This is a genomic window from Bacillus sp. 11C, from assembly GCF_055486375.1.
This window is the reverse complement of sequence record NZ_JBUPVZ010000009.1, coordinates 109,918-131,657: the sequence shown is the minus strand read 5'-3', so window position 1 is coordinate 131,657 and position 21,740 is coordinate 109,918. Positions and strand designations below refer to the sequence as shown.

The 21,740-nt window shown below is 45.4% G+C and carries 11 protein-coding genes and 1 pseudogene; 4 read left to right on the top strand and 8 right to left on the bottom strand.

Annotated elements, in window-relative coordinates; all coding sequences use genetic code 11:
- Positions 1 to 202: 202 nt before the first annotated feature.
- From rlmD to srfP, 3 genes are all read right to left on the bottom strand, one after another.
- Positions 203 to 1,579, bottom strand: a complete 1,377-nt coding sequence (rlmD, locus tag ACY3LV_RS14085; RefSeq protein ID WP_464863997.1) for a 23S rRNA (uracil(1939)-C(5))-methyltransferase RlmD — start codon at positions 1,577 to 1,579, stop codon at positions 203 to 205.
- Between the two features lie 57 nt (positions 1,580 to 1,636).
- Positions 1,637 to 2,548 carry a diacylglycerol kinase gene (locus ACY3LV_RS14080; protein WP_464863996.1) on the bottom strand — a complete coding sequence of 304 codons (912 nt, stop codon included), beginning with the start codon at positions 2,546 to 2,548 and terminating at the stop codon, positions 1,637 to 1,639.
- A gap of 150 nt (positions 2,549 to 2,698) precedes the next feature.
- Positions 2,699 to 5,839 carry a surfactin resistance protein SrfP gene (gene srfP, locus ACY3LV_RS14075; RefSeq protein ID WP_464864028.1) on the bottom strand — a complete coding sequence of 1,047 codons (3,141 nt, stop codon included), beginning with the start codon at positions 5,837 to 5,839 and terminating at the stop codon, positions 2,699 to 2,701.
- A 131-nt stretch (positions 5,840 to 5,970) separates the two neighbouring features.
- On the opposite strand from srfP, the pseudogene ACY3LV_RS14070 reads away from it, so the two are divergent.
- Positions 5,971 to 6,835 (top strand): annotated as a pseudogene (locus tag ACY3LV_RS14070) (TetR/AcrR family transcriptional regulator); the annotation flags it as partial.
- Between the two features lie 33 nt (positions 6,836 to 6,868).
- Here the strand turns inward: ACY3LV_RS14070 and gatB are convergent.
- Genes gatB through gatC form a run of 3 tightly spaced genes read right to left on the bottom strand, consistent with a single transcriptional unit; the run spans position 6,869 to position 10,076 of the window.
- A complete protein-coding gene (gatB, locus tag ACY3LV_RS14065) occupies positions 6,869 to 8,299 on the bottom strand; it encodes an Asp-tRNA(Asn)/Glu-tRNA(Gln) amidotransferase subunit GatB (RefSeq protein ID WP_148963521.1) in 1,431 nt (476 codons plus the stop codon).
- A gap of 13 nt (positions 8,300 to 8,312) precedes the next feature.
- Entirely contained in the window at positions 8,313 to 9,770 is a 1,458-nt protein-coding gene (gene gatA / locus ACY3LV_RS14060) for an Asp-tRNA(Asn)/Glu-tRNA(Gln) amidotransferase subunit GatA (protein ID WP_148963520.1), read from the bottom strand.
- A 15-nt stretch (positions 9,771 to 9,785) separates the two neighbouring features.
- Entirely contained in the window at positions 9,786 to 10,076 is a 291-nt protein-coding gene (gene gatC, locus ACY3LV_RS14055; protein WP_087991377.1) for an Asp-tRNA(Asn)/Glu-tRNA(Gln) amidotransferase subunit GatC, read from the bottom strand.
- 397 nt (positions 10,077 to 10,473) lie between these two features.
- Here gatC and putP point away from each other — a divergent pair, with 397 nt between their 5' ends.
- From putP to ACY3LV_RS14040, 3 genes are all read left to right on the top strand, one after another.
- Complete coding sequence (gene putP, locus ACY3LV_RS14050) at positions 10,474 to 11,952, top strand: sodium/proline symporter PutP (RefSeq protein WP_148963519.1); 1,479 nt, start codon at positions 10,474 to 10,476, stop codon at positions 11,950 to 11,952.
- Between the two features lie 105 nt (positions 11,953 to 12,057).
- Positions 12,058 to 12,756: an MgtC/SapB family protein gene (locus ACY3LV_RS14045; protein ID WP_148963518.1), complete on the top strand. Its 699-nt coding sequence runs from the start codon at positions 12,058 to 12,060 to the stop codon at positions 12,754 to 12,756.
- A gap of 111 nt (positions 12,757 to 12,867) precedes the next feature.
- Complete coding sequence (locus tag ACY3LV_RS14040) at positions 12,868 to 14,247, top strand: alkaline phosphatase (RefSeq protein ID WP_464863995.1); 1,380 nt, start codon at positions 12,868 to 12,870, stop codon at positions 14,245 to 14,247.
- Positions 14,248 to 14,317: 70 nt separating this feature from the next.
- Here the strand turns inward: ACY3LV_RS14040 and ACY3LV_RS14035 are convergent, their stop codons facing one another.
- Together ACY3LV_RS14035 and ACY3LV_RS14030 are read right to left on the bottom strand one after the other, a co-directional pair.
- Complete coding sequence (locus ACY3LV_RS14035; protein WP_333518771.1) at positions 14,318 to 15,319, bottom strand: phosphotransferase enzyme family protein; 1,002 nt, start codon at positions 15,317 to 15,319, stop codon at positions 14,318 to 14,320.
- Positions 15,312 to 21,740, bottom strand: coding sequence for an HAD-IIIC family phosphatase (locus ACY3LV_RS14030; RefSeq protein WP_464863994.1), 6,429 nt, complete (start codon positions 21,738 to 21,740; stop codon positions 15,312 to 15,314). Before ACY3LV_RS14030 ends, ACY3LV_RS14035 begins: the two co-directional genes overlap by 8 nt.

Sequence of the window (21,740 nt, the reverse complement as noted above, 5' to 3'; positions counted from 1 at the left end):
ATTTTTACTATCTTTTTAAAAGTGTAACATTTGAATTTATATGATATTTAACACTAAAATATTTTTGGTTAAACTTATTTGTTAATTTTACCACATTCAAATAAGCTAGTTTTATATTTTTATCATTAAAAAAAGCAATACTTCACTTCATTCATTTTTTAATAATTTATAAAAAAAGAAAGTGTCCTCTAAAGAAGACACTTTATTTCAATATAAGCTTCGCCACACACTCCACATGATTCGTATGCGGAAACATATCCACAGGCTGCACTTCGAGCGTCTGATACCCTCCATCCTCAAGCACCCGCAAATCCCTTGCAAGCGTGCCAGGATTACAGGACACGTACACCACCCGCTTCGGTTTCATCTCCACAATCGTCCGCAGGAGGGCTTCGTCGCAGCCTTTTCTTGGCGGGTCGACGACTAGTGTATCGGCCGTGATGCCTTCTTCATACCACTTTGGAATCACGGTTTCCGCTTCACCGACCGCGAACTCTGCGTTTGTGATGCCGTTGAGCTCGGCGTTGCGTTTGGCATCCTCAATTGCCTCCGGTACAATTTCTACGCCGTACACTTTTTTCGCCTGCTTTGCCAGGAAGAGAGAAATCGTTCCGATGCCGCAGTAGGCATCGATGACGGTTTCTTCGCCTTGCAGCTCCGCGTACTCAAGCGCTTTGTCGTAGAGCACTTTGGTTTGCTCCGGATTGACCTGATAGAACGATCTGGCGGAGATGGCGAATTTGACGTCTCCAATAAGGTCGTAGATGTATTCTTCGCCCCAGATGACGTTTGTTTCGTTGCCAAAGATGACGTTTGTTTTGTTTGGGTTGATGTTTTGCACGATAGATTTGACGTGCGGGAATCGCGCTGTGATGTCTTCGATGATCTTCGCTTTGTGCGGGAAGTCGTTCGTTCTTGTAATGAAGACGATCATCATTTCGCCTGTAACGACACCGTATCTGACCATGATGTGGCGGAGCCAGCCTTTGTGGCGTTCTTCGTTGTACGCTTTGACACCGTATTTGGCGCAAATGTCTTTGACGGCTTGAACGGCTTCGTCGTTTTTGGATTGCTGGATCAGGCAGGCGCTCATGTCTATAATGTCATGGCTTCTTTGCTGATAGAATCCGGCGACGAGTCCGCCTTCCCGTTCTCCTACAGGGACCTGTGCTTTGTTTCTGTAGTTCCAGGGGTCTTCCATTCCGAGTGTCGGGTGCACGGTGACGTTTGACAGGTCCAGCTTGCCGATGCGTTCTAAGACGTCTTTGACTTGTTTCTGTTTAAACAAGAGCTGGCCTTCGTAGGTCATGTGCTGAAGCTGGCAGCCGCCGCATTGCTTGTAGATCGGGCAAGGAGCATCCATTCTGTGCGGGCTTTCTTCCTTCATCTCGATCAGGCGGCCGAAAGCAAAGCCTTTTTTGACGCGTGTCACTTTGATTTGGGCTTTTTCTTCCGGCAGGGCGTTTGGCACGAAGATCGGGAAGCCCTGCACCTTTGCGACGCCCGCTCCTTCGTGGGTCAAATCCTCAAATGTCACGTCGTAGTATTCGTTTTTTTCTACTGGGGGTTTCATTTTCATCTATAATCACCTCTAGTTTTAAGCGAAAGAAAAACTTGGCCTATTCAAGCCAAGTTTTTAGTCATCCAGCTGTTCCGCTTTCTCTTCCGGCATGATGACGTGAATGTGTCGGTACAGATTCACGAATTCGCCCGGCAGCATGCCGCCGTATTCGCCGTCCAGGTTCAGCTGCATCTTTTCTGATACATTGACTTTCACGCGGTTCGCTTTTGTATAAATAATGTGCTGGTCGTTGATGTGTTCGCCGCGGAGCGCCATCGTCGCGACTCTGATAAATTCAGCAAGGTTTGCTTTCTTTAGTATCATCAAATCAAACATGCCGTCATTCAGGCTGGAATCCGGTGCGAGCTTTTCGAACCCGCCGACGGAATTTGTCAGCGTGACCAAAAACAGCATGATTTCACCTTGAAACAGCTTGCCGTCATATTCAATCTCGACTTCTGTCGGTCGAAGTGAAGGCAGCATTTCCATTCCCTTTAAATAATAAGCAAGCTGGCCGAGCATCGTTTTGAGTTTGCTTGGCACGTCGTACGTCAGCTCCGTCAGGCGGCCTCCTCCGGCGATATTGATAAAATACTGGCCGTTGACCTGTCCGATATCAATCGGGCGGGTAGCTCCGTTAATGACCGTATTTGCCGCTTTTAAAACATCTTCGCGCGGAATATTGAGCGCTCTGGCAAAGTCGTTTGTTGTGCCGACAGGAATCACACCGAGCGTCGGACGGTTGTCTAAAGGCGCAAGCCCGTTAACGACCTCGTTAATCGTTCCGTCTCCGCCCGCTGCAACAATCAAGTCAAACTCACGCAATGCCGCTTCCTTGGCGGCGTGCGTTGCGTCTCCTGCGCATGTTGTGGCATGGGTAGAGGTTTCATAGCCGGCTTGTTCAAATTTTTGCAGGACCTGGGCAAGATGCTTTTTAAAGATCTCCCGTCCTGAAGTCGGATTGTATATTATGCGTGCACGTTTCATTATCTCATCATCCTACTTAAGAGTATCCGATCCATTTTTACACTAACAACCTTTAATTATACTATGAGTTAAAAAAATCGCAACAAAATGTACATAATCTTACAGGTGAAAACGCACAAAAGCCTCAGCAGAGCTGAGGCTTTCACATTTTTACTCTTCTTCTGTTCCCGGTTTTTTCTTGCGGAACTTCGCCAATACTTCGTATACGATTGGCACGATCAAGAGCGTCAGAAGCGTCGAACTGATTAAACCGCCGATAACCGTGACGCCGAGTCCTTTTGAAATGACCTGGCTTCCGCCTTCGAAGCCGAGCGCCAATGGAATCAAGGCGCCGATTGTCGCAATGGCTGTCATCAGGATCGGACGGAGTCGTGTAGAGCCGGCTTCTAGAAGCGCTTCTCTCGTAGACAGTCCTTCCGCTTCCTTATGAATGACGCGGTCAATTAAGACAATGGCATTCGTGACAACGATACCGATCAGCATGAGCATACCTATCATCGCGTTCAGACTGATCGTTTCACCTGATACATATAGTCCGACCAGGGCACCGATGACTGTGAACGGCAATGAAAACAGAATCGCAAATGGTGCTAGGGCTCCGCCGAATGTAATCACAAGCACGAGGTAGACGATCGCTATTGCGGCCAGCATCGCTAAACCGAGCTTCGTGAAGGAATCAGCGATATCTGCGGATACGCCGCCTGTATCAATTGATACGTTATCAGGAAGGTCAAGCTTATCAATTTTCTTCTGGACATCAGCTGATACAGCTGTGACGTTGTCTGTTGTCACTTCACCTGTGACATCTGCATAGACTTTTCCATCACGTTTTGAAACCGTATCAGATGTTGATCCTTCTTTCACTTTTGCGACATCGCCGATTTTGACTTCCTGGCCAGTCGCAGAAGTGATCTTTTTGTTCTCTAAATCTTTCACACTCTTATACTCGTCTTTTTCCGTCTTAATGTTCACATCAAGCTCTTTGCCGTCTTTTTTCACGGTTGTGAGCGGCTCTTGTGATGTTTGTGTCATTAAGGCCTGAGAAATTTGAGACGCGGTTAAACCGAGTTTGCTTAATTTTTCTTGGTCAGCGACAAATGTGTACTCATCATATGTGCTTGAAAGGCCTGAGCTTACGTTTTTCAGATCCTTTTCATCTTTCATGATTTTTTCAATGTCTTTGACCGTGTCTTTAATATCGTTTTCTGAATCGCCATACACATAATATGTTAATTCATTGTTATTGCCTGAAGAGCTGAAGTCCTGTGACTTCCATTCTCCGCGATCTGACTGATCTTGGATTTTCTTCAGCACGTTGTCTTTTTCTTTATCAAAATCAGGCGTGTCGCTTTCATATTTGATATAGAACAACGCACCGTTTGAATCTCCCCCGGCAAGCGGGCTGCCAGAGCCTAATGAATACTGGACCGTATCGACATGCTTGCGGTCAAGCAGAATTTTTTCCGCTTTTTCAGCTTCAGCTTCGGCTTCTTCTTTCGTTTCCCCCGGCTCAGGGCTGTATGTGAGCTGCATCGTTTTTTCTTCTTGGGACGGCAGGTAGCTGGCACCGATTAACGGTACGAGGAACAAGCTTCCCAGCAGCATTAGAACAGCGATGATAGACGTGATCCATTTGTGGCTCAGCGCCCAGTTCAGAACTTTTTTATAGAAGCCTGCCAGTCTGCTAGGTTTATGTTCTTTCGCTTTGACCGGCGCGCCCGATAATGATTTTTTGAACAGGCTGTGCGCGAGCATCGGCACAAGCGTGATCGAAATCAACAGGGATGCGGCAAGCGCAAATACGATTGTTAAAGCAAATGGAAGAAACAATTCACCGATTTGTCCGCCTACAAGTGCGAGCGGCAGGAACACCGCGATTGTCACGATCGTCGATGACATGATCGGTTTAAACATTTCCTTCGTCGCTTCACGGACCAAGGCTTTTCCGCGGAGCGGTTCATCTTTGAGTCTCATGCGGCGGTAAATATTTTCAATAACAACGATCGAGTCATCGACTACACGTCCGATGGCCACGGTCATTGCGCCTAGCGTCATGATATTCAGTGTGATATCCAGCTGGTTCAGCACAAGAAGCGCGATCAGCAGTGATAATGGAATAGAAATAATTGAAATTAATGTTGATTTGATATCTCTTAAGAATAAGAGAATAATCACAATCGCGAAAATAGCACCGAAAACGGCTTTGCTTAACATCGTTTCAACTGACTGTGTGATTGGCTCTGCCATGTCAAGTGTTGCGCTGTAATCGAAGCCTTTATGGTCTTCTTTGAACTGCTTCAACTCATCTTTGACATTGTCTGCAACCTCTACTGTATTCGCATCGTTTGCTTTAACGACGTTGATGCCGATGCTGTTTTTGCCATTTGTGCGTGAAACAGATTCAGCTTTTTTCACATCTTTCATTGTGGCAATGTCAGAAAGCTTGACCGTCGGCACATCTGTGCTCGCGCTTTGCTGCGCCTGCGCTGCCGCTTGTGCACTTTGGGCCGCCGCTTGAGATGCTGCGCTGCTGCCTGCACTTGAAGCAGATGCCGTCGGGATTCTCATATTCTTCAAATCTTTAATGGTTTCAATATCGCCGCTGACGACGACAGATTTCTCTTGATTTCCGAATGTGTACAATCCAAGCGGAGTTGTCACATCTGAACCTTGAATCACTTGTTTGACTGTATCTTCATCAAGGCCGTAATCTTTCAGTTTGTCTTCTTTGAAAGAAAATTCAACTTCTTCAACCTGCTGCCCTGATACTTGGACTGAAGCAACGCCTTCTATACCTTCAAGCTTCGTAACGAGGCTGTCCTCCACTTTTTTCGTCAGCTCTTGCAGATTGTCTTTATCGCTGGACACGCTCAGCGTCAGAATCGGGAAGGAGTTCAAGCTGTAGCGTGAAATTTCCGGATCCTTCGCGTCATCGGGCAGGCTGGCGTTTTCTAATGCCTCAGCCGCTTCTGTTTTGGCTTTGTCCATATCTTTCTCATAGTCATATTCAATCATGACCGACGATGCGTTTTCATAGGAGGTCGAAGTCACAACACTGACCCCGTCCAGATTCTGCACCGCTTGTTCAACCGGTTTGGTCACCTCATCAGCCACTTGGCTTGGCGTCGCGCCCGGATATGTGGTGCTGATCGTCAAGTAAGGCATGTTCACGTCAGGAATGGATTCTTGCTTCATATTCATACCCGCATACAATCCGGCTGCCGTTACAATAATCGTCATCAGCCATACGGCGAATTTGTTTTTCAGAACGAAATTAATAACGTGATTCATCATATCCTCCATTACATTTTTTATTGACTGACTGGTCATTCTATATAATACTAAACGTTATATTGCAACAACGTCAACTCATATACCAGAAAATTTTACTAAATTTTTCAAGGATTAAGGGGAAGCACGTCATGAATGAAAAAAAAGAAAGAATCATAAAAACCAGCATTCATTTATTTGCGACAAAAGGATTCACAGCTACGACAATCCAGGAAATCGCCAATGAATGCGGCATCTCGAAGGGCGCTTTTTATTTGCATTTCAAATCGAAAGAAGCGCTGCTGTTATCAGCCTGCGAATATTACATCGGCATGTCTATGAAAAAAATGAAACATATAGAAGAGGATCTCGCCGAAAAAACGCCTAAGGAAGTGCTGAAAAAGCAAATCGGCGCTCAATTTGAAGATTTCCGGGATCATAGAGATTTTATTGTTCTTTTACTTACCGAAAATATCATTCCGGAAAATCAAGAGATCAAGCAATACTTTTACAAAATAACCGCGGAGACGGATAAACTGTACCGGAACGCCTTGCTGGCGTCTTATGGTGAGGGAATCGAACGGTACGTCGCAGACCTTTCCATCATGGCAAGAGGCATTGTGCATTCCTATATGAATGTGATGGTATTTAACGGAGAGCTCAACATCGATGCAGATGAAATCTCAGTCTTTATCATCGAAAGACTGGATGACCTTGTACAGGGACTGAGTCGTTCAACTCTCAATCCGATTGTGCCCAAAGACATTTTCAGACTGATGCCCGCGGGCAAAGAGCAGCTGCTTGAGGACATTCAGAAAGTGAAAGAAAACAGCACGCTGTCCGAGGATATCACCGTGTCGCTTGATGTCATCGCGGAAGAACTGTCTCAGGATAAACCGCGCAAGCCGATTATGAAAGGCATGCTGTCCAATTTAACCGGAACCACCGACAAAGAAGTTGAAAAGCTTCGGACTCTGATCTCTGTCTTCATCTCCATTTGACCATAAAAAAGCAGCCCCCTCTCTCAAGAGGCAGGCTGCTTTTTTTATATTAGCGTTTTTTAATTTCTTCAAGCAGGATTTTGTTGACCATCGGCGGGTTGGCTTGTCCTTTGGACGCTTTCATAATCTGTCCGACAAGGAAACCGATCGCACGGTCTTTCCCGTTTTTAAAGTCTTCGATTGATTGAGGATTGTTGTCAAGCGCCTCTGTGACAAGCTTCAGAAGCACGCCTTCGTCAGAAATCTGAACGAGGCCTTTCTCTTTGACAATCTTCTCAGCGTCGCCGCCTTTTTCAATCAATTCCTTAAACACTTTCTTCGCGATCTTAGAAGAAATGGTTCCTTTTTCAATCAATTTGATCATGCCGGCAAGGCCTTCAGGTGTCAGCGCAACGTCGGCAAGCTCTTTTTGCTCAGCGTTCAGATAGGCTGATACCTCACCCATCAGCCAGTTAGACGCTTGTTTAACTTCAGCGCCTTTTTGGACGGTTTCTTCAAAGAAATCAGCCATTTCTTTTGTCAGCGTCAGAACCATCGCGTCATACGCAGGCAAGCCAAGCTCTTCAATGTAACGCTTGCGGCGCTCATCCGGAAGCTCAGGAATGCTTGCTTTTACGCGCTCCTTCCACTCGTCGTCAATGTAGAGCTCGACAAGGTCTGGCTCCGGGAAGTAACGGTAATCGTCAGATCCCTCTTTGACACGCATAAGAATGGTTTTCTTCGTTGCTTCGTCGTAACGGCGTGTTTCCTGCTGGATGACGCCGCCGGAGAGAAGAACCTGCTCCTGACGTTTTTCTTCATGCTCAAGGCCTTTTTGAACAAACGCGAAAGAGTTCAAGTTTTTCAATTCTGTTTTTGTGCCGAATTCCTCTTGGCCGATCGGACGAAGAGAGATATTGGCGTCACAGCGAAGCGAGCCTTCTTCCATTTTACAGTCAGAAACGCCTGTGTATTGGATGATGGACTTCAGCTTTTCAAGATACGCGTACGCTTCTTCCGGCGTGCGGATATCCGGCTCTGATACGATCTCAACTAGCGGCGTTCCCTGGCGGTTGTAGTCAACAAGCGAATAGCCGTCGCCTGTATGCGTCAGTTTTCCGGCATCTTCTTCAAGGTGAAGACGTGTGATGCCGATGCGTTTTGTTTTTCCGCCGACTTCAATTTCGATCCAGCCGTTTTCGCCGATTGGCTTATCAAATTGAGAAATTTGGTACGCTTTCGGGTTGTCCGGATAGAAATAGTTTTTGCGGTCAAACTTCGTATCCGTTGCGACCTCACAGTTGAGCGCCATAGCGGCTTTCATTGCGAATTCAACGGCTTCTTTGTTCAGAACAGGCAGGACGCCCGGGTATCCGAGGTCAATGACGCTTGTCTGTGTATTCGCCTCCGCGCCGAATGGCGTTGGAGAGCTTGAGAAAATTTTTGATTTTGTTTTTAACTCGACGTGGACTTCAAGTCCGATTACCGTTTCAAAGTTCAATTCTTTTCACCCCTTACAGTTCAGGTTTTGCTTTATGATGGTCTGTCGCTTGTTCAAAAGCATGAGCAACGCGGTATACAGTGCTTTCATCAAAGTGTTTTCCGATGATTTGCAGGCCGAGCGGAAGTCCGTCTGCTAAACCGCATGGCACGCTGATTCCCGGTACGCCGGCAAGGTTGACCGGAATCGTTAAGATATCGTTTGCGTACATTGTGAGCGGATCTTTCGTGTTTTCACCGATTTTAAACGCAGGTGTCGGTGTTGTCGGTCCGACAATCACATCATATTTCTCAAATACGTCTTCGAAGTCTTTCTTAATCAACGTACGCACTTTTTGCGCCTTTTTGTAGTACGCATCGTAGTAGCCTGAGCTTAAAGCGAACGTTCCGAGCATGATGCGGCGTTTGACTTCATTTCCGAAACCTTCAGCGCGCGTTTGCTTGTAAAGGTCGATCAGGTTGTCCGCGTTGTCTGTGCGGTAGCCGTAGCGGATGCCGTCAAAGCGTGCAAGGTTGGCTGACGCTTCAGATGATGACAGCAGGTAATATGTCGCAAGCGCATATTTGCTGTGCGGAAGAGACACTTCTTCCCATGTAGCGCCGAGGCCTTCAAGAACTTTCAGCGCGGCAAGAACAGATTCTCTCGCTTCTTTGCCGACACCTTCACCTAGATATTCTTTCGGAACCGCGATTTTCAGTCCTTTAATATCGCCAGTTAATGAAGAAAGAAAATCAGGAACATCCACATTTGCGCTTGTGGCGTCCATTTTGTCTGCGCCGGAAATCGCTTGAAGCAAAAATGCGTTGTCCTCAACCGTGCGAGTAATCGGCCCGATTTGGTCTAATGATGAGGCAAATGCGACCAAGCCGTAACGGGGGACACGTCCGTATGTTGGCTTTAATCCGACAACGCCGCAGAAGGATGCCGGCTGGCGGATGGAGCCGCCTGTGTCAGATCCAAGAGAAAACGGAACTTCTCCCGCAGCAACCGCAGCCGCTGAACCGCCGCTTGAACCGCCGGGAACTGTATCCAAGTTCCAAGGGTTTTTCGTCAGCTTGTAAGCTGAGTTTTCGGTAGATGAGCCCATGGCGAATTCGTCCATGTTCAATTTTCCGATTGTGACTGCTTCAGCATCTTGAAGGCGCTGAACAACAGTAGCATCGTAAATCGGATCAAAATTTTCGAGAATTTTGCTCGAGCATGTTGTGCGCAGCCCTTTTGTTACGATATTATCTTTTACGCCGATCGGCATACCAAAAAGAAGACCGTGCTCAGAACGGCCGTCAACCGCTTCATCAAGCTCCTTGGCGTACGCTCGCGCTCTTTCTTCATCTAATGCCAAAAAGGCTTGTACCTTATCATCAACCGCTTGGATGCGTTTATAAGATTCGTCAACCAGATCAGAAATCTTAATCTCTTTTTTATGTATGAGCTGTTTTAATTCTGTGATTTTATGGTCAAATAATGACATTCTTGTGTCCCTCCTTTAGTCCAGAATTGATGGCACACGAATATAGCCGTCTTTATGGTCAGGCGCATTTTTCATAACGTCCTCAACCGGAAGGCCTTTACCCGCTTCATCTTCTCTCATGACATTTTTCATTTGCAGCACGTGAGTTGTAGGCTCTACATTGTCTGTGTTAACCTCATTAAGCTCCTCGGCAAATGAAATGATGCTGTCAAGCTGTTCAGTGAACATTTTTGCTTCTTCTTCTGTAATCGCAAGTCTCGCAAGGTGCGCAACGTGCTTTACTTCTTCTATTGAAATTCGTGACATCTGATCCACCTCCACATATTTCTCCGTTAAGTCATATAATACTGATCATATCAAAAACAAGCCCTTTAAAGCAACAAAACGCCTTGGAACAGGCTTGGGTTTTCGAGACAATACCTCATATATTTTATACTAAAAAGAGTCGAAGGAGAAACAAAATATTTTTCTGAATATTTTTAATTTTATTCATTTATGAAAGCGCTTTATCTCTTAGTCCCTTCTAGGTTTTCAGCGGTATTTCTTACTGCTGCTGAAAGTTTCATCGCTTGAATGGCCGGGAATACTTTGTTAGGTTAAGTTAACAAGTGCACCAAAATAGGTCACACTTGCGCCAGACTTAACTGGCACCATCAATTGGAGAGGTGATGTCACATTTATAGGATTGAAGAGAGGGTAAAACGTGAGTATTGAAATTATTATATCGTTAGGAATTTACTTTACTGCCATGCTGTTAATCGGCTGGTATTCATTTAGGAAAACAACTGATATCAACGATTACATGCTTGGGGGAAGAGGACTCGGCCCGTTTGTCACTGCTTTGTCTGCCGGTGCGGCGGATATGAGCGGATGGATGCTGATGGGAATTCCGGGGGCCATGTTCGCCACAGGTTTGTCGACACTATGGCTTGCACTCGGCTTGACAATCGGCGCGTATTCGAATTATCTTCTTTTGGCTCCGCGTCTTAGAGCGTATACGGAAGCGGCGGATGACGCGATTACAATTCCCGATTTCTTTGATAAAAGATTCCAGCATTCTTCATCAGTGCTTAAAATTGTATCAGCTTTGATCATTATGATCTTTTTCACATTGTATACGTCTTCTGGTATGGTATCAGGCGGAAGATTATTTGAATCTGCTTTTGGAGCCGATTATACACTTGGACTCCTGCTGACTGCGGGCGTTGTCGTGTTATACACACTGTTTGGCGGTTTCCTTGCTGTCAGTCTGACTGACTTTGTACAGGGTGCGATCATGTTTGCAGCACTAGTGCTTGTGCCGATCGTTGCTTTTACCCAGCTGGGCGGCGTCTCTCCTGCTTTACATGAGATTTCAGCCGTGGACCCGAAGCTATTGGATATTTTTAAAGGCGCGAGCGTCATTAGCATTATTTCTTATTTGGCCTGGGGTTTAGGCTACTATGGCCAGCCTCATATCATCATCCGTTTTATGGCGATTAAGCATATCAAAGATTTAAAACCCGCGCGCAGAATCGGGATGAGCTGGATGGTGATCTCCATTCTCGGTTCAACTTTAACGGGTTTGGTCGGTGTGGCTTACGCACATAAATTCGGAGTTGTTGTAAGCGATCCTGAAACAATTTTCATTATTTTTTCTAAAATATTGTTCCATCCATTAATTACGGGATTTTTGCTGTCTGCTATTTTAGCAGCGATTATGAGTTCGATCTCTTCTCAGCTTCTGGTCACAGCGAGCGCCATGACAGAGGATTTATACCGGACATTTTTCAGACGTGAAGCATCAGATAAAGAATTGGTCATGACCGGCCGTCTGTCAGTGCTCATTATCGCGGTCATTGCGATTCTGATGTCCTTGAATCCGAGCAGTACGATTCTTGATTTAGTTGGGTATGCGTGGGCCGGATTCGGTTCTGCTTTCGGGCCTGCCATTCTTCTGAGTCTGTATTGGAAACGGATGACTGAATGGGGCGCTCTTTCAGCCATGGTTGTCGGAGCTGCGACAGTATTAATTTGGATTACAACTGGTTTAGCTGACTCTACAGGCCTCTATGAAATGATACCTGGATTTTTCCTGAGTATGATCGCGGGTATTATCGGCAGCTTGATCACGAAACGTCCTGCAAAAGCCTCGTATCGATTATTCGGCGTCATGGAAAAGCTGTTAAAACGCAAAAAGTAAGCAACAAGCCATCAAGCGCCGCTTGGTGGCTTTTGTGCTCTTGTTTTGCTATAAATACTGTGAGAAAATCATATTTATTTAAAAACACCTTAGAGAAGGGGGAAGTTGCTGTTGAGCTGGTATATTGATCCTGATATTTTATTAAAATTGGGCATTGCCACATTGATTGGCATGGTCATCGGGCTTGAGCGCGAATTAAAAAAGAAGCCGCTCGGATTAAAAACTTGTATCGTTATCGCCGTCAGCTCATGCATGCTCACGATCGTCAGTATTAATGCGGCATATCATTTCCCTAAATACTACCGCATCATGATGGACCCGCTGCGTCTCCCGGCCCAAATTATCTCCGGCGTCGGATTTATCGGTGCCGGTGTCATCTTGCGAAAAAGCAACGATGTCATTTCCGGTCTGACAACATCAGCTATGATCTGGGGTGCAGCGGGGCTTGGGCTGGCAACCGGAGCCGGGTTTTATAAAGAAGCCTTTGCCAGTCTTCTGTTCATCCTAATCAGCGTGGAATTTTTACCATGGGCGATCAGAAAAATCGGTCCCGACCGCCTGCAGGAAAAAGACATCCGCATCAGAATGTCGCTTTCGGATAAAGACAAAATGACAGATATTTTAAAAGAAATGAAAAGAAAAGATATTAAAACGCACTCCGTCCGGATCGACGACCTGGGTGAAAAGGAATTTCCAATCATGGAAGTCAAGGTCCGCGTTCATAAAAACAGGTACACGACCGATGTCTACTATGACATTAAAGACATTGAAGGCGTAGTCGGCGTAAAATGTGATACATTATAAAAGCCAATGGGGTAGATTCCCTATTGGCTTTTCGCTGTTATCGAAAAAAGCATTGAAGTCTCTACCATTTTCAAATAAAATACATATTAGTAAATAAACACAATAAGGGAGATGTTTCTTATTACCAAAGCGCGTTTTACAGTAATTGTCACCCTCATTTTGACTGCTTTCTTAAGTGTTTTTGCCATAACAGAATTCATATCCTCTCCTCATTCTCAATCATCCAAGACCAGCAGCAAGAACCCTAAAAATGTGATCTTAATCATCGGAGATGGAATGGGTATGCCGATGATTAACAGCTATAGGACATTAAAAAGCGAAAAGCTGAATACCCCCGTCCAAACAGCATGGGACCCTTATTTAACAGGCATGCAGATGACACATCCTAACGATCCCAGAGACAATATTACTGATTCTTCGGCTGCTGCAACCGCCATGGCAACCGGAACGAAAACATATAATGATGCGATTGCAGTAGACAACAAACATCAGCAGCTCAAAAGCGTAACAGAAGCTGCCAAAGAGAACAAGATGTCCGTGGGCTTCGTCGTGACTTCGGACTTAACCGACGCCACCCCCGCTGCTTTCGGTGTACATAACGTCTCACGGAAAAACTACACTGAAATTGCGGACCAATTCTATGATGAACGTATTAATGGTTCTCATAAGGTTGATGTTTTACTCGGAGGCGGAGCGAAATATTTCATTCGCAAAGACCGAAATCTTGCTGAAGAATTCCAAAAAGACGGCTATCATTATGTGAACACAAAGCAAGACTTGAAAAAAAATCAGCACGATAAGCTGCTCGGACTGTTTGGAGAAGTTGAATTAGATAAAGCGATTGACAGAGAGAACAGCACACCTTCTCTAAAAGACATGACAGAAGCGGCACTCACCCAATTACAGAAGAACGAAAACGGTTTTTTTATGCTTCTGGAAGGAAGCAATATAGACAATGCAGCCCACGAAAATGACGTGGTGGGCGCTTTGAGCGAAATGGAAGATTTCGAGAAAGGTGTTCAATCTGCTCTGGATTTTGCGAAAAAAGATAAAGAAACACTGGTTATTATTACAGCTGATCACTCTACAGGCGGTTTCTCTTACGGTGCAGAGGGAATGACGCGCGAGACCGGCTATAAATGGGATCCTTCCCTAATCATCGCCACTAAAAAAACGCCGGGCTATATGGCAGAGAAGATCGCTGAAGGCCAAGATGCCGAAAAGGTGCTCAGCACTTATATTAATATGAAGCTGACGGAAAATGAGATCAATCAGGTTAAAAACGCAGCCTCACAATCAAATACAGCTGCTGTCCAAAAAAGCATTCAATTGATTTTTGATAAACGGTCTTTTTCAGGCTGGACAACGTTAGCCCACACCGGTGAAGACGTACCGGTTTATGCTTACGGTCCGGGAAAGGGAAAATGGAAGGGGCTCATCGACAATACGCAGCAGGCAAAAAACATTTTTGCTATTTTAGAACAAAAATAAAAAACTCCGGCTCACAGCCGGAGTTTTTTAATAAGGGGCACCGTCTTTAGAAGGGATCGGCGCAAATTTCTTACGCTAACTTCGAAAAGTCAAATTCGGTTATCGGCGTTTGATTTTCGATATCGTTTCTGAATCCCTTAAGCATTTCTTTTTCTTCTTCTCCTATTGAATCAAGGTCAAACATTTGATGCAGCAATCCATAAATCAGCATATGGCGCAGACGGAGAAAATCCGGGATTTTCTTGAGCCACTCGGCGGCAATTTCATTTTCCTCCCTGTATCCCTTTATAAAATGCGTCATAAATTCTTCTGTAAAGGCTGCTTTATTTTCATATGGGACGACCGGATACCATAGGACATTGTAAAGGAGAATGCTGATATCATTCACAAACCAGTTGTACCCAATATCATCAAAATCAAATGTAGTGATCTTACCATGATCCCAGTTAAAATTACCATGGTGAAGATCTGCGTGAACAAGGCCGTAGCTGTCACGGTTTTTTGGCAGTTGACGCAACTCATTCATTAAATCGTCCGCCTCTTGAAAAACCTTTGTCTGATCTTCGGGGACATATTTTCTGAGCTTTAATTGCTCTTCTTCATCCCACTCCTGTCTTTTAAATCTAGGATTGCTCAGTTTATAGCTTTTTGTCAGGCTGTGCATCTTCCCTGTATATCTGCCAAGCTCGAAAAATAGGGTTTCGTTCCACTCAGATTCGTCTACTTTATGACCCGGCGCCTTTTCATAGACTCTCAATAAAAATGCTCCGCCGTTTCCGTCCGGCACTTCCTCAACATCTTTACCGGTTAACGACGGAATTGGTTTGGCGACTGAAAGCCCGCCTTCAGCAAGATGGTGGAGCCATTCCATCTCTCCCATTATATAATCCGGCGACCGGCGAATCGTGTGTGTAATCTTTAAAATATAAGATTCATTGTCTTTGGCAAACTCATACACATAGTTTTCCGCATCCGCTAAAAACTGTACTTGATCTCTAGTAAATCCATATATAACGGCAGCTTCTGCCAAAACCTTATCTTCATCAAAAATTGCTTTAATATCTTTATGCATGCTGATTCTCCCTCTTCATATATTTAGATAATTCCCTTATCGTGTGTTTTTTCGCATGATTCAACTCATCAACATACCAGCCTTTCTTTTCCATCTCTACTTCCATTTTGACAGCGAGCAACGAATTTCCTCCCAAATCAAAGAAATCGTTGTCAATTCCTACATAATCTAAGTGGAGGATTTCCTTCCAAATAGCCAAGAGAATTTTTTGCTGTTCTGTTTTCGGCACGCTTTCTTCTGCTCCGGCTTCTATATGTTCTTTCATTAATATAGATCGCAAATGCTCTGGCCGGTTTGTATCTAAGGCCATTAAATATGGAGAATGCAGGGAGTGTTCAGCATGCAGCACCTCCCAATGTGCGTTTGTGTTTTCAATCAAAGCTTCCGGCAGTGCATCACTGGCAGCCGCTCTCTCCGTTTTGTCCGGCCCAGGTTGCAGAGAGGATACCCATTCAATATGCCCGCTTCGATCCTCAACATCATGCACAGAGATTTGACAAACTGTTTTTAACGGACCCGCTTCTTCCTCAAAACGATGTGCAGCCAAGAACTCAGAAAAGGCGCGGTTTCTGCCTGAATCCTTAAACTCCAAGGACAACGTCGCAAGCTGTTTATCCCTTGCATATGAAGCAAGACCCGACAGCAATTTATGTTCAATTCCTTTGCCTAGTGCGCGACAGCTGAGAAGAAAAGTATCTAACTTTAATGAATCTTCTGTTCGAATTCCCATAATTGCACCGACGATGCCTTCATCACTGAATCTGTCCGCTGCTTCAACGATCCAGCCGATATGGCCGTCCGTACTGAGCCGCTGGGCAAGCTGCTCCTCACGATAGACTGACGGATTCATATTGAACTGATTAATTCTCGCACTCATTTGAGCAACTCGCGGCAAGTGCTCTTCTGTCATCTCAGTCAAGGCGATACGCAGGTGTAAGCCGGAAAGAAATTCTTCAAGCGAACGGGACGTATTCAAATCTATTTTTCTTTCTTGCGCGGCCAAATATCGTTCCGTGCGCTTTTGATCAGCTTCTGTCACTCTGAATCTGTCAAATGCCCAGACATGTTCTAAGAACATCGGAATAGAATCTGTATCAGACGGCAGAAGCAAGGTCAGAACCTCTGGCAGGCGTTCGTTCATTTCCAGGCATTGAGCCGGATCATCATCTAAGAATATGAACCGATCCACTGAAATGTTCAGCTCATCGGCCATTTCTTTCATGTTTCTGGCTTTCTCTTTCCAATTAATGCGTGACAGGACAAAGTCCTCTTTCTTCAAAATCATATCTGGATGACGTTCAAACACATTCCAGACGTCTTCTTCATTATTTCTGCTTGAAAGCACAAGGAGCAGACCCTCTTCTTGTTTCTTCTTTAAAAATTGCTGCAGCGCTCGGTGGGCAGGCGTAATCATGATCCCTTCCGCCCCAGTTTCAGACACGATTCCGCTCCACAAAGTGCAGTCACAATCAATGGCGGCCGCTTTAAATGGCGGTTTGAGCCATGCCGCAAACTCACGGGCCACCCGTGTTCCCATCGCCGCATAAAATTCTTCAGTAAACGGTATTCTTGCCGCTCTTTCACTTTGCGGGTCAAATATGGCATCAAGCTGGTATGTTTGATGCAGCTGGCGGAGATCAATCAAATGTATATCCGTTTCTCCAGCAAGCTGCGCGATCCAATTCTGCTGAGACTGTACAAGGATATCCCGAAGCTCCTGCTCTTTCACATTTTCCAGCGGCAGCAATCCAATGAAATAAGGCACTTCTTTTTTCTTTTGTTTCATGATGGCGAGCAGTTCATCTGAATTATATTGAACGTGGGCCATTCTTTCTTCCAAAGAAAGGCCTGAATCCCCCGCCAAATCCTCAAGGCGAATCAACAGCAGGCTGGCACCATTTTTTTGCCGTGACAGCAAACTTTCTTCATTAAGCAATTCTTGAAACACTTGCCCGTAAGGAGACAGCTTTATATCAAGCTTGATATCAAACTGTTCGCCCCACCATTTGAGGTAAGGCACAATCGGATCAGCCGTAAAATTGGAACAAATGGTTAATGGGCACGCGATGACTCGATTTGACTCTCTCTCCCTTTTTCGCTCGGCCTCTTCCTGCTCATTTTGGCTCAGCACCGGAATGTCCTTTATGCGTTTTTCAGGCTCTTCTGCAGCTTTTTCAGCAAGAGAGATAAAATGAGAAACAAATGCCTGCATGGATTCATGAGTGAAAAGCGACCGGTTGTATTGAAGCACACATTTAAGCTCTCCCGTCACTTCCTTGACGACGTCCATTTTCATATCAAGCTTTGAAATGCCTTTTGCGAATTCATATGTTTCAAATGTTAATCCGCCGGCCTCCATTTTTATATTCGGGTCATACTCATTATGATAGATCAGCATGGTGTCAAAGAAAGGGTTGCGGTTCGGCTTGATCACCGGCTTCAGTGTTTCTGCCATTTGATCGTACGGATAATCCTGATGGTCATAAGCTTCAAGCAGAGTTTGTTTAGTGTGTTGAAGGTTGCCGGCAAACGATTCTTCAGGATTTAAATGAATTTTGATCGGCAAAAAGTTTGTAAACATTCCGATCGTATTCTCAATATCCGCATGACGCCGGCCTGCCACCAATGACCCGATCATCAACTCCTGCTGTTTTGTATAGCTGGACAAAAGCATGGCATAGAGCTGAAACAGCATGACATTGTTGGTCAGCTGCTGCGCCTCTCCGATTTTTTCAAGCTTTTCTAAAACGCGCGGCGGGATTGTAAACTTGATTGCCCTGCCTAAAAAGCTTTGTTCTTTTCGTTCATAATCAAGAGGCATATTCAGCACAGGCACTTCACCCTCAAGCTGTTTCAGCCAATACTCTTTCTGGCGTTTAAACATTTCACTATTAAAAAATGTCTGCTGCCACTCCGCATAATCTTTATACTGAATGATTTTTTCTGAGAGCTGTTCCCCTCTATATAATTGAGTAAATTCTTTTATAAAAATATTCATTGAGGCGCCGTCCGCCACAATATTGTGCATATCAACAAGCAACGCATGTTTTTCTTCTTCAATTTTGACGAATTTCACCCGAATTAATGGAGAGACCTTAAGGTCAAACGGCCGTATAAATGAACTGATTTCGTCATCGAGCTCATCCATTCTCGCTTCGGTTTGTTCAATCGAAAAATCAAAGTTATGATGGATTCTCTGAACAGGTTCTCCATCCTTAATTTCAAAGGTTGTACGCAGTGTTTCATGCCTTTCGATCAGCTTTTTGAATGTGTCCTCGAAGCGGGCGGCATCAATTTTCCCGAAGCATAAAAGGGCCATCGGCATGTTATATGTGGTGACTTGCCCGATTCTCTGATGAATCAAATACGTTCTCCGCTGTGCCGCTGAAAGCCTGTACACGTCTTTTATTTCTGAAGGCTGAATGGATGTATATTGATTTCGGTCAGAACGCTCAATAAGTGCGGCAAGCGCACGGATTGTCGGATGCTGAAATACGTCGCTTAATGTAAGCTCCGCTCCAAATTCCTTGTGAATGCGGGAAATCAGACCAGTGGCGTTTAATGAATGCCCTCCTGTTTCAAAGAAATGTGTATCGAATGTGACATGTTTGACTCCGAGAATGTCCTTCCACATGACCGCCAAAGCCGCTTCTGTCTCATTCAATGGAACATCTGATTCTGTATCCGCTGTCTTCTCGTCATTTACTTGCTCAGGCACCAAAAGCTCGACATTTTCTGCCACCGGTGTTCCCGACTGTTCTTTTGTCCGGCCAATCCAATATCTTTCTCTTTCGAAAGGATACGTTGGAAGCGGAATAAGCTGGCATTGCTCCTGATCATAAAAAGCTGTCCAATCGACCGGCACCCCGTGCAGCCACATATCTCCCAGCCTGCTCAGCAAATACCGATAATCGGAGGCTGACTCCTTCGGGTGCCTTAACAGCTGAATGGCGATTTGCGGCTGATCCTCCGCCTGATACAGCTTGCTGACAAACGATCGCAAAGCGTTTCCAGGGCCAACCTCTATAAAAATCGGATTTAATTCTTCTTTTAAACGTTTTGCGCAGTCCATAAATCTGACGGTCCCACGTAAATGGTGAGCCCAATATGCCGGATCTCCGGCTTCTTCGTCTGTGATCCAATTCCCTGTTACATTTGAAACAAACGGAATCTTTTGATTTTCAAATTGATAGGCAGAGAGTTTATGTTTCATGCTCTCTAAAACCGGTTCCATCATATGTGAATGGAAGGCATGAGATGTATGGAGTTTTCTGCAGCTATGCCCCTCGGCGCTCAACTTCCTTTCCAATGCCTCAATCTCGTCTAGTTCCCCTGAGACAACACATGAATTTGGCGCATTCACCGCAGCGATTGAAACGGTTTCGTCTGTATACGGTTTGATGTCTGCTTCGCTTAAGGATACGCTAAGCATAGATCCGGACGGCAGATTTTGGAGCGCTGTCCCTCGAAAGCTGACGATGTCAAGCGCATCTTCCAATGAGAGCACACCCGATAGGGCTGCAGCCGTATATTCACCGATGCTGTGTCCCGCCATTGCTTTCGGCTTAATTCCCCAGTGGATCAGCATTTTTGCAAGTGAATATTCGATACAGAACAGAAGAGGCTGCGTATATTCAGTTTGATTAATCAGTTTCGCCTCATGCTGCTTATTGTCAGAGAAAAGCACCGAGCGCGGATCTGTATCCATATGATTTTTTAATATGTCAAAACAGGCGTCGAGCTCCTCCTTAAAAATCGGTACAGTATTGTAAAGCCCTTTAGCCATATCAACATACTGCGCCCCCTGTCCCGGAAAAAGAAAGACAACGGGCCGGCTTGCTGATTGAGAGCTTCCGGTTTTAACAGACTCATAGTCATTTTCATGAATAGCCTGAAGAAGCTCAGGCACATCCGCTGCCACAATCGCTTTTTTATAAGGGAACGAATGACGCCCTACTTTGAGGGTATATGCGGCGGCTGCCAAATTGGCTTGCTGATTTTTCATGAAATAGTTTGATAGCCGGTCTGTCATGTTGTTTAAAGCGGCCGGTGTTTTGGCTGACAGCAATAAGAGTTCCGCGTCGTGTCTTTTCGCTGCCTTGTGATGCGCCGGTGCTTCCTCTAATATGACATGGCCATTTGTTCCTCCTATGCCAAATGAACTAACGCCCGCTCTGCGCGGGAATTCGTTTTCTTCCCAAGGGGTAAGTTCCGTGTTGACGACAAATGGCGATTGCTCAAAATCGATTTTGGAGTTTGGCTTTTCGAAACTCAGAGTCGGCGGAATCATTTTATGCTTTAAGCTTAGAACTGCTTTCATAAATCCAGCCACACCTGACGCATCATTTAAATGACCGATGTTGGATTTGACAGAACCAATTCTGCAGTAGCCGCGACGGTCTGTTTGATAAGCTTGTTTTAACGCTTCTATTTCTATCGGGTCACCGAGTGTCGTCCCTGTGCCGTGAGCCTCGACATACGTAATGGTTTCAGGCTCCACCTCTGCCATGTGCAGGGCTGTTTTGATAGCTGTTACCTGGCCTTTGGTGCTCGGCGCTGTATATCCAACCTTTCTGCTGCCGTCATTATTGATTGCAGTACCTTTTATAACAGCATAAATATGATCTCCGTCTGCTTCGGCATCTTCTAGCGTTTTTAAAATGACCGCTCCTGCCCCGTCTCCAAATACTGTGCCCGCCGCCTCATCATCAAAGACGCGGCAATGCCCATCTGGAGAATGGATCATACCTTCTTGGTAGAGATACCCGGATTTTTGCGGCAGGCGGATAGAGACTCCGCCTGCCACCGCCATATGGCAGTCTCCATTTAACAAAGCCTGGGCAGCAAGGTGAATAGAGACCATCGAGGTTGAGCAAGCAGTCTGCACCATCATGCTCGGCCCTTTCAGGTTAAGCTTATAAGAGATAAGTGTTGCCATATAATCTCTCATATTCAAAACAGCTGTTTCCAGTGTCTTTGAGTCTTCTCCATGTTTTGCCCCCTGAAGAGCCCTCAGCACCCATTCTGCATTGAGGCCGGCTCCTGTATAAAGGCCGATCTGCCCTTTGTAAGTGAAGGGATCATATCCAGCGTCTTCCAACGCGGTCCACACACATTCATGAAAGATACGGAACTGCGGATCCATCATAGCAGCTTCCTTTGGCGTATAGTCAAAGAAGCCGGCGTCAAACAGGTCTACGTCCTCCACAATTCCTTTTGCTTTTACAAATCGCGGATTATTCAGCAGAACTTCATCCACGCCTTCTTCTCTCAGTTCCTCATCAGTGAAAAAAGAAATCGTCTCTTTCGCATTTATCAAATTGCTCCAAAACTCCTGCATGTTTTTCGCACCCGGAAATCGGCCTGCCATTCCGATAACAGCAATTTCAGCTCCGTGATTCGAATTGTTAGAATTACTCAT

Bases quoted from the DNA above. Each gene is read 5' to 3' on its own strand.
- ACY3LV_RS14040 (WP_464863995.1), top strand. From the start codon at position 12,868: ATGTTTCTTATTACCAAAGCGCGTTTTACAGTAATTGTCACCCTCATT.
- ACY3LV_RS14035 (WP_333518771.1), bottom strand. From the start codon at position 15,319: ATGCATAAAGATATTAAAGCAATTTTTGATGAAGATAAGGTTTTGGCA.
- ACY3LV_RS14080 (WP_464863996.1), bottom strand. From the start codon at position 2,548: ATGAAACGTGCACGCATAATATACAATCCGACTTCAGGACGGGAGATC.
- gatA (WP_148963520.1), bottom strand. From the start codon at position 9,770: ATGTCATTATTTGACCATAAAATCACAGAATTAAAACAGCTCATACAT.
- gatC (WP_087991377.1), bottom strand. From the start codon at position 10,076: ATGTCACGAATTTCAATAGAAGAAGTAAAGCACGTTGCGCACCTTGCG.
- ACY3LV_RS14030 (WP_464863994.1), bottom strand. From the start codon at position 21,740: ATGAGTAATTCTAACAATTCGAATCACGGAGCTGAAATTGCTGTTATC.
- rlmD (WP_464863997.1), bottom strand. From the start codon at position 1,579: ATGAAAATGAAACCCCCAGTAGAAAAAAACGAATACTACGACGTGACA.
- srfP (WP_464864028.1), bottom strand. From the start codon at position 5,839: ATGAATCACGTTATTAATTTCGTTCTGAAAAACAAATTCGCCGTATGG.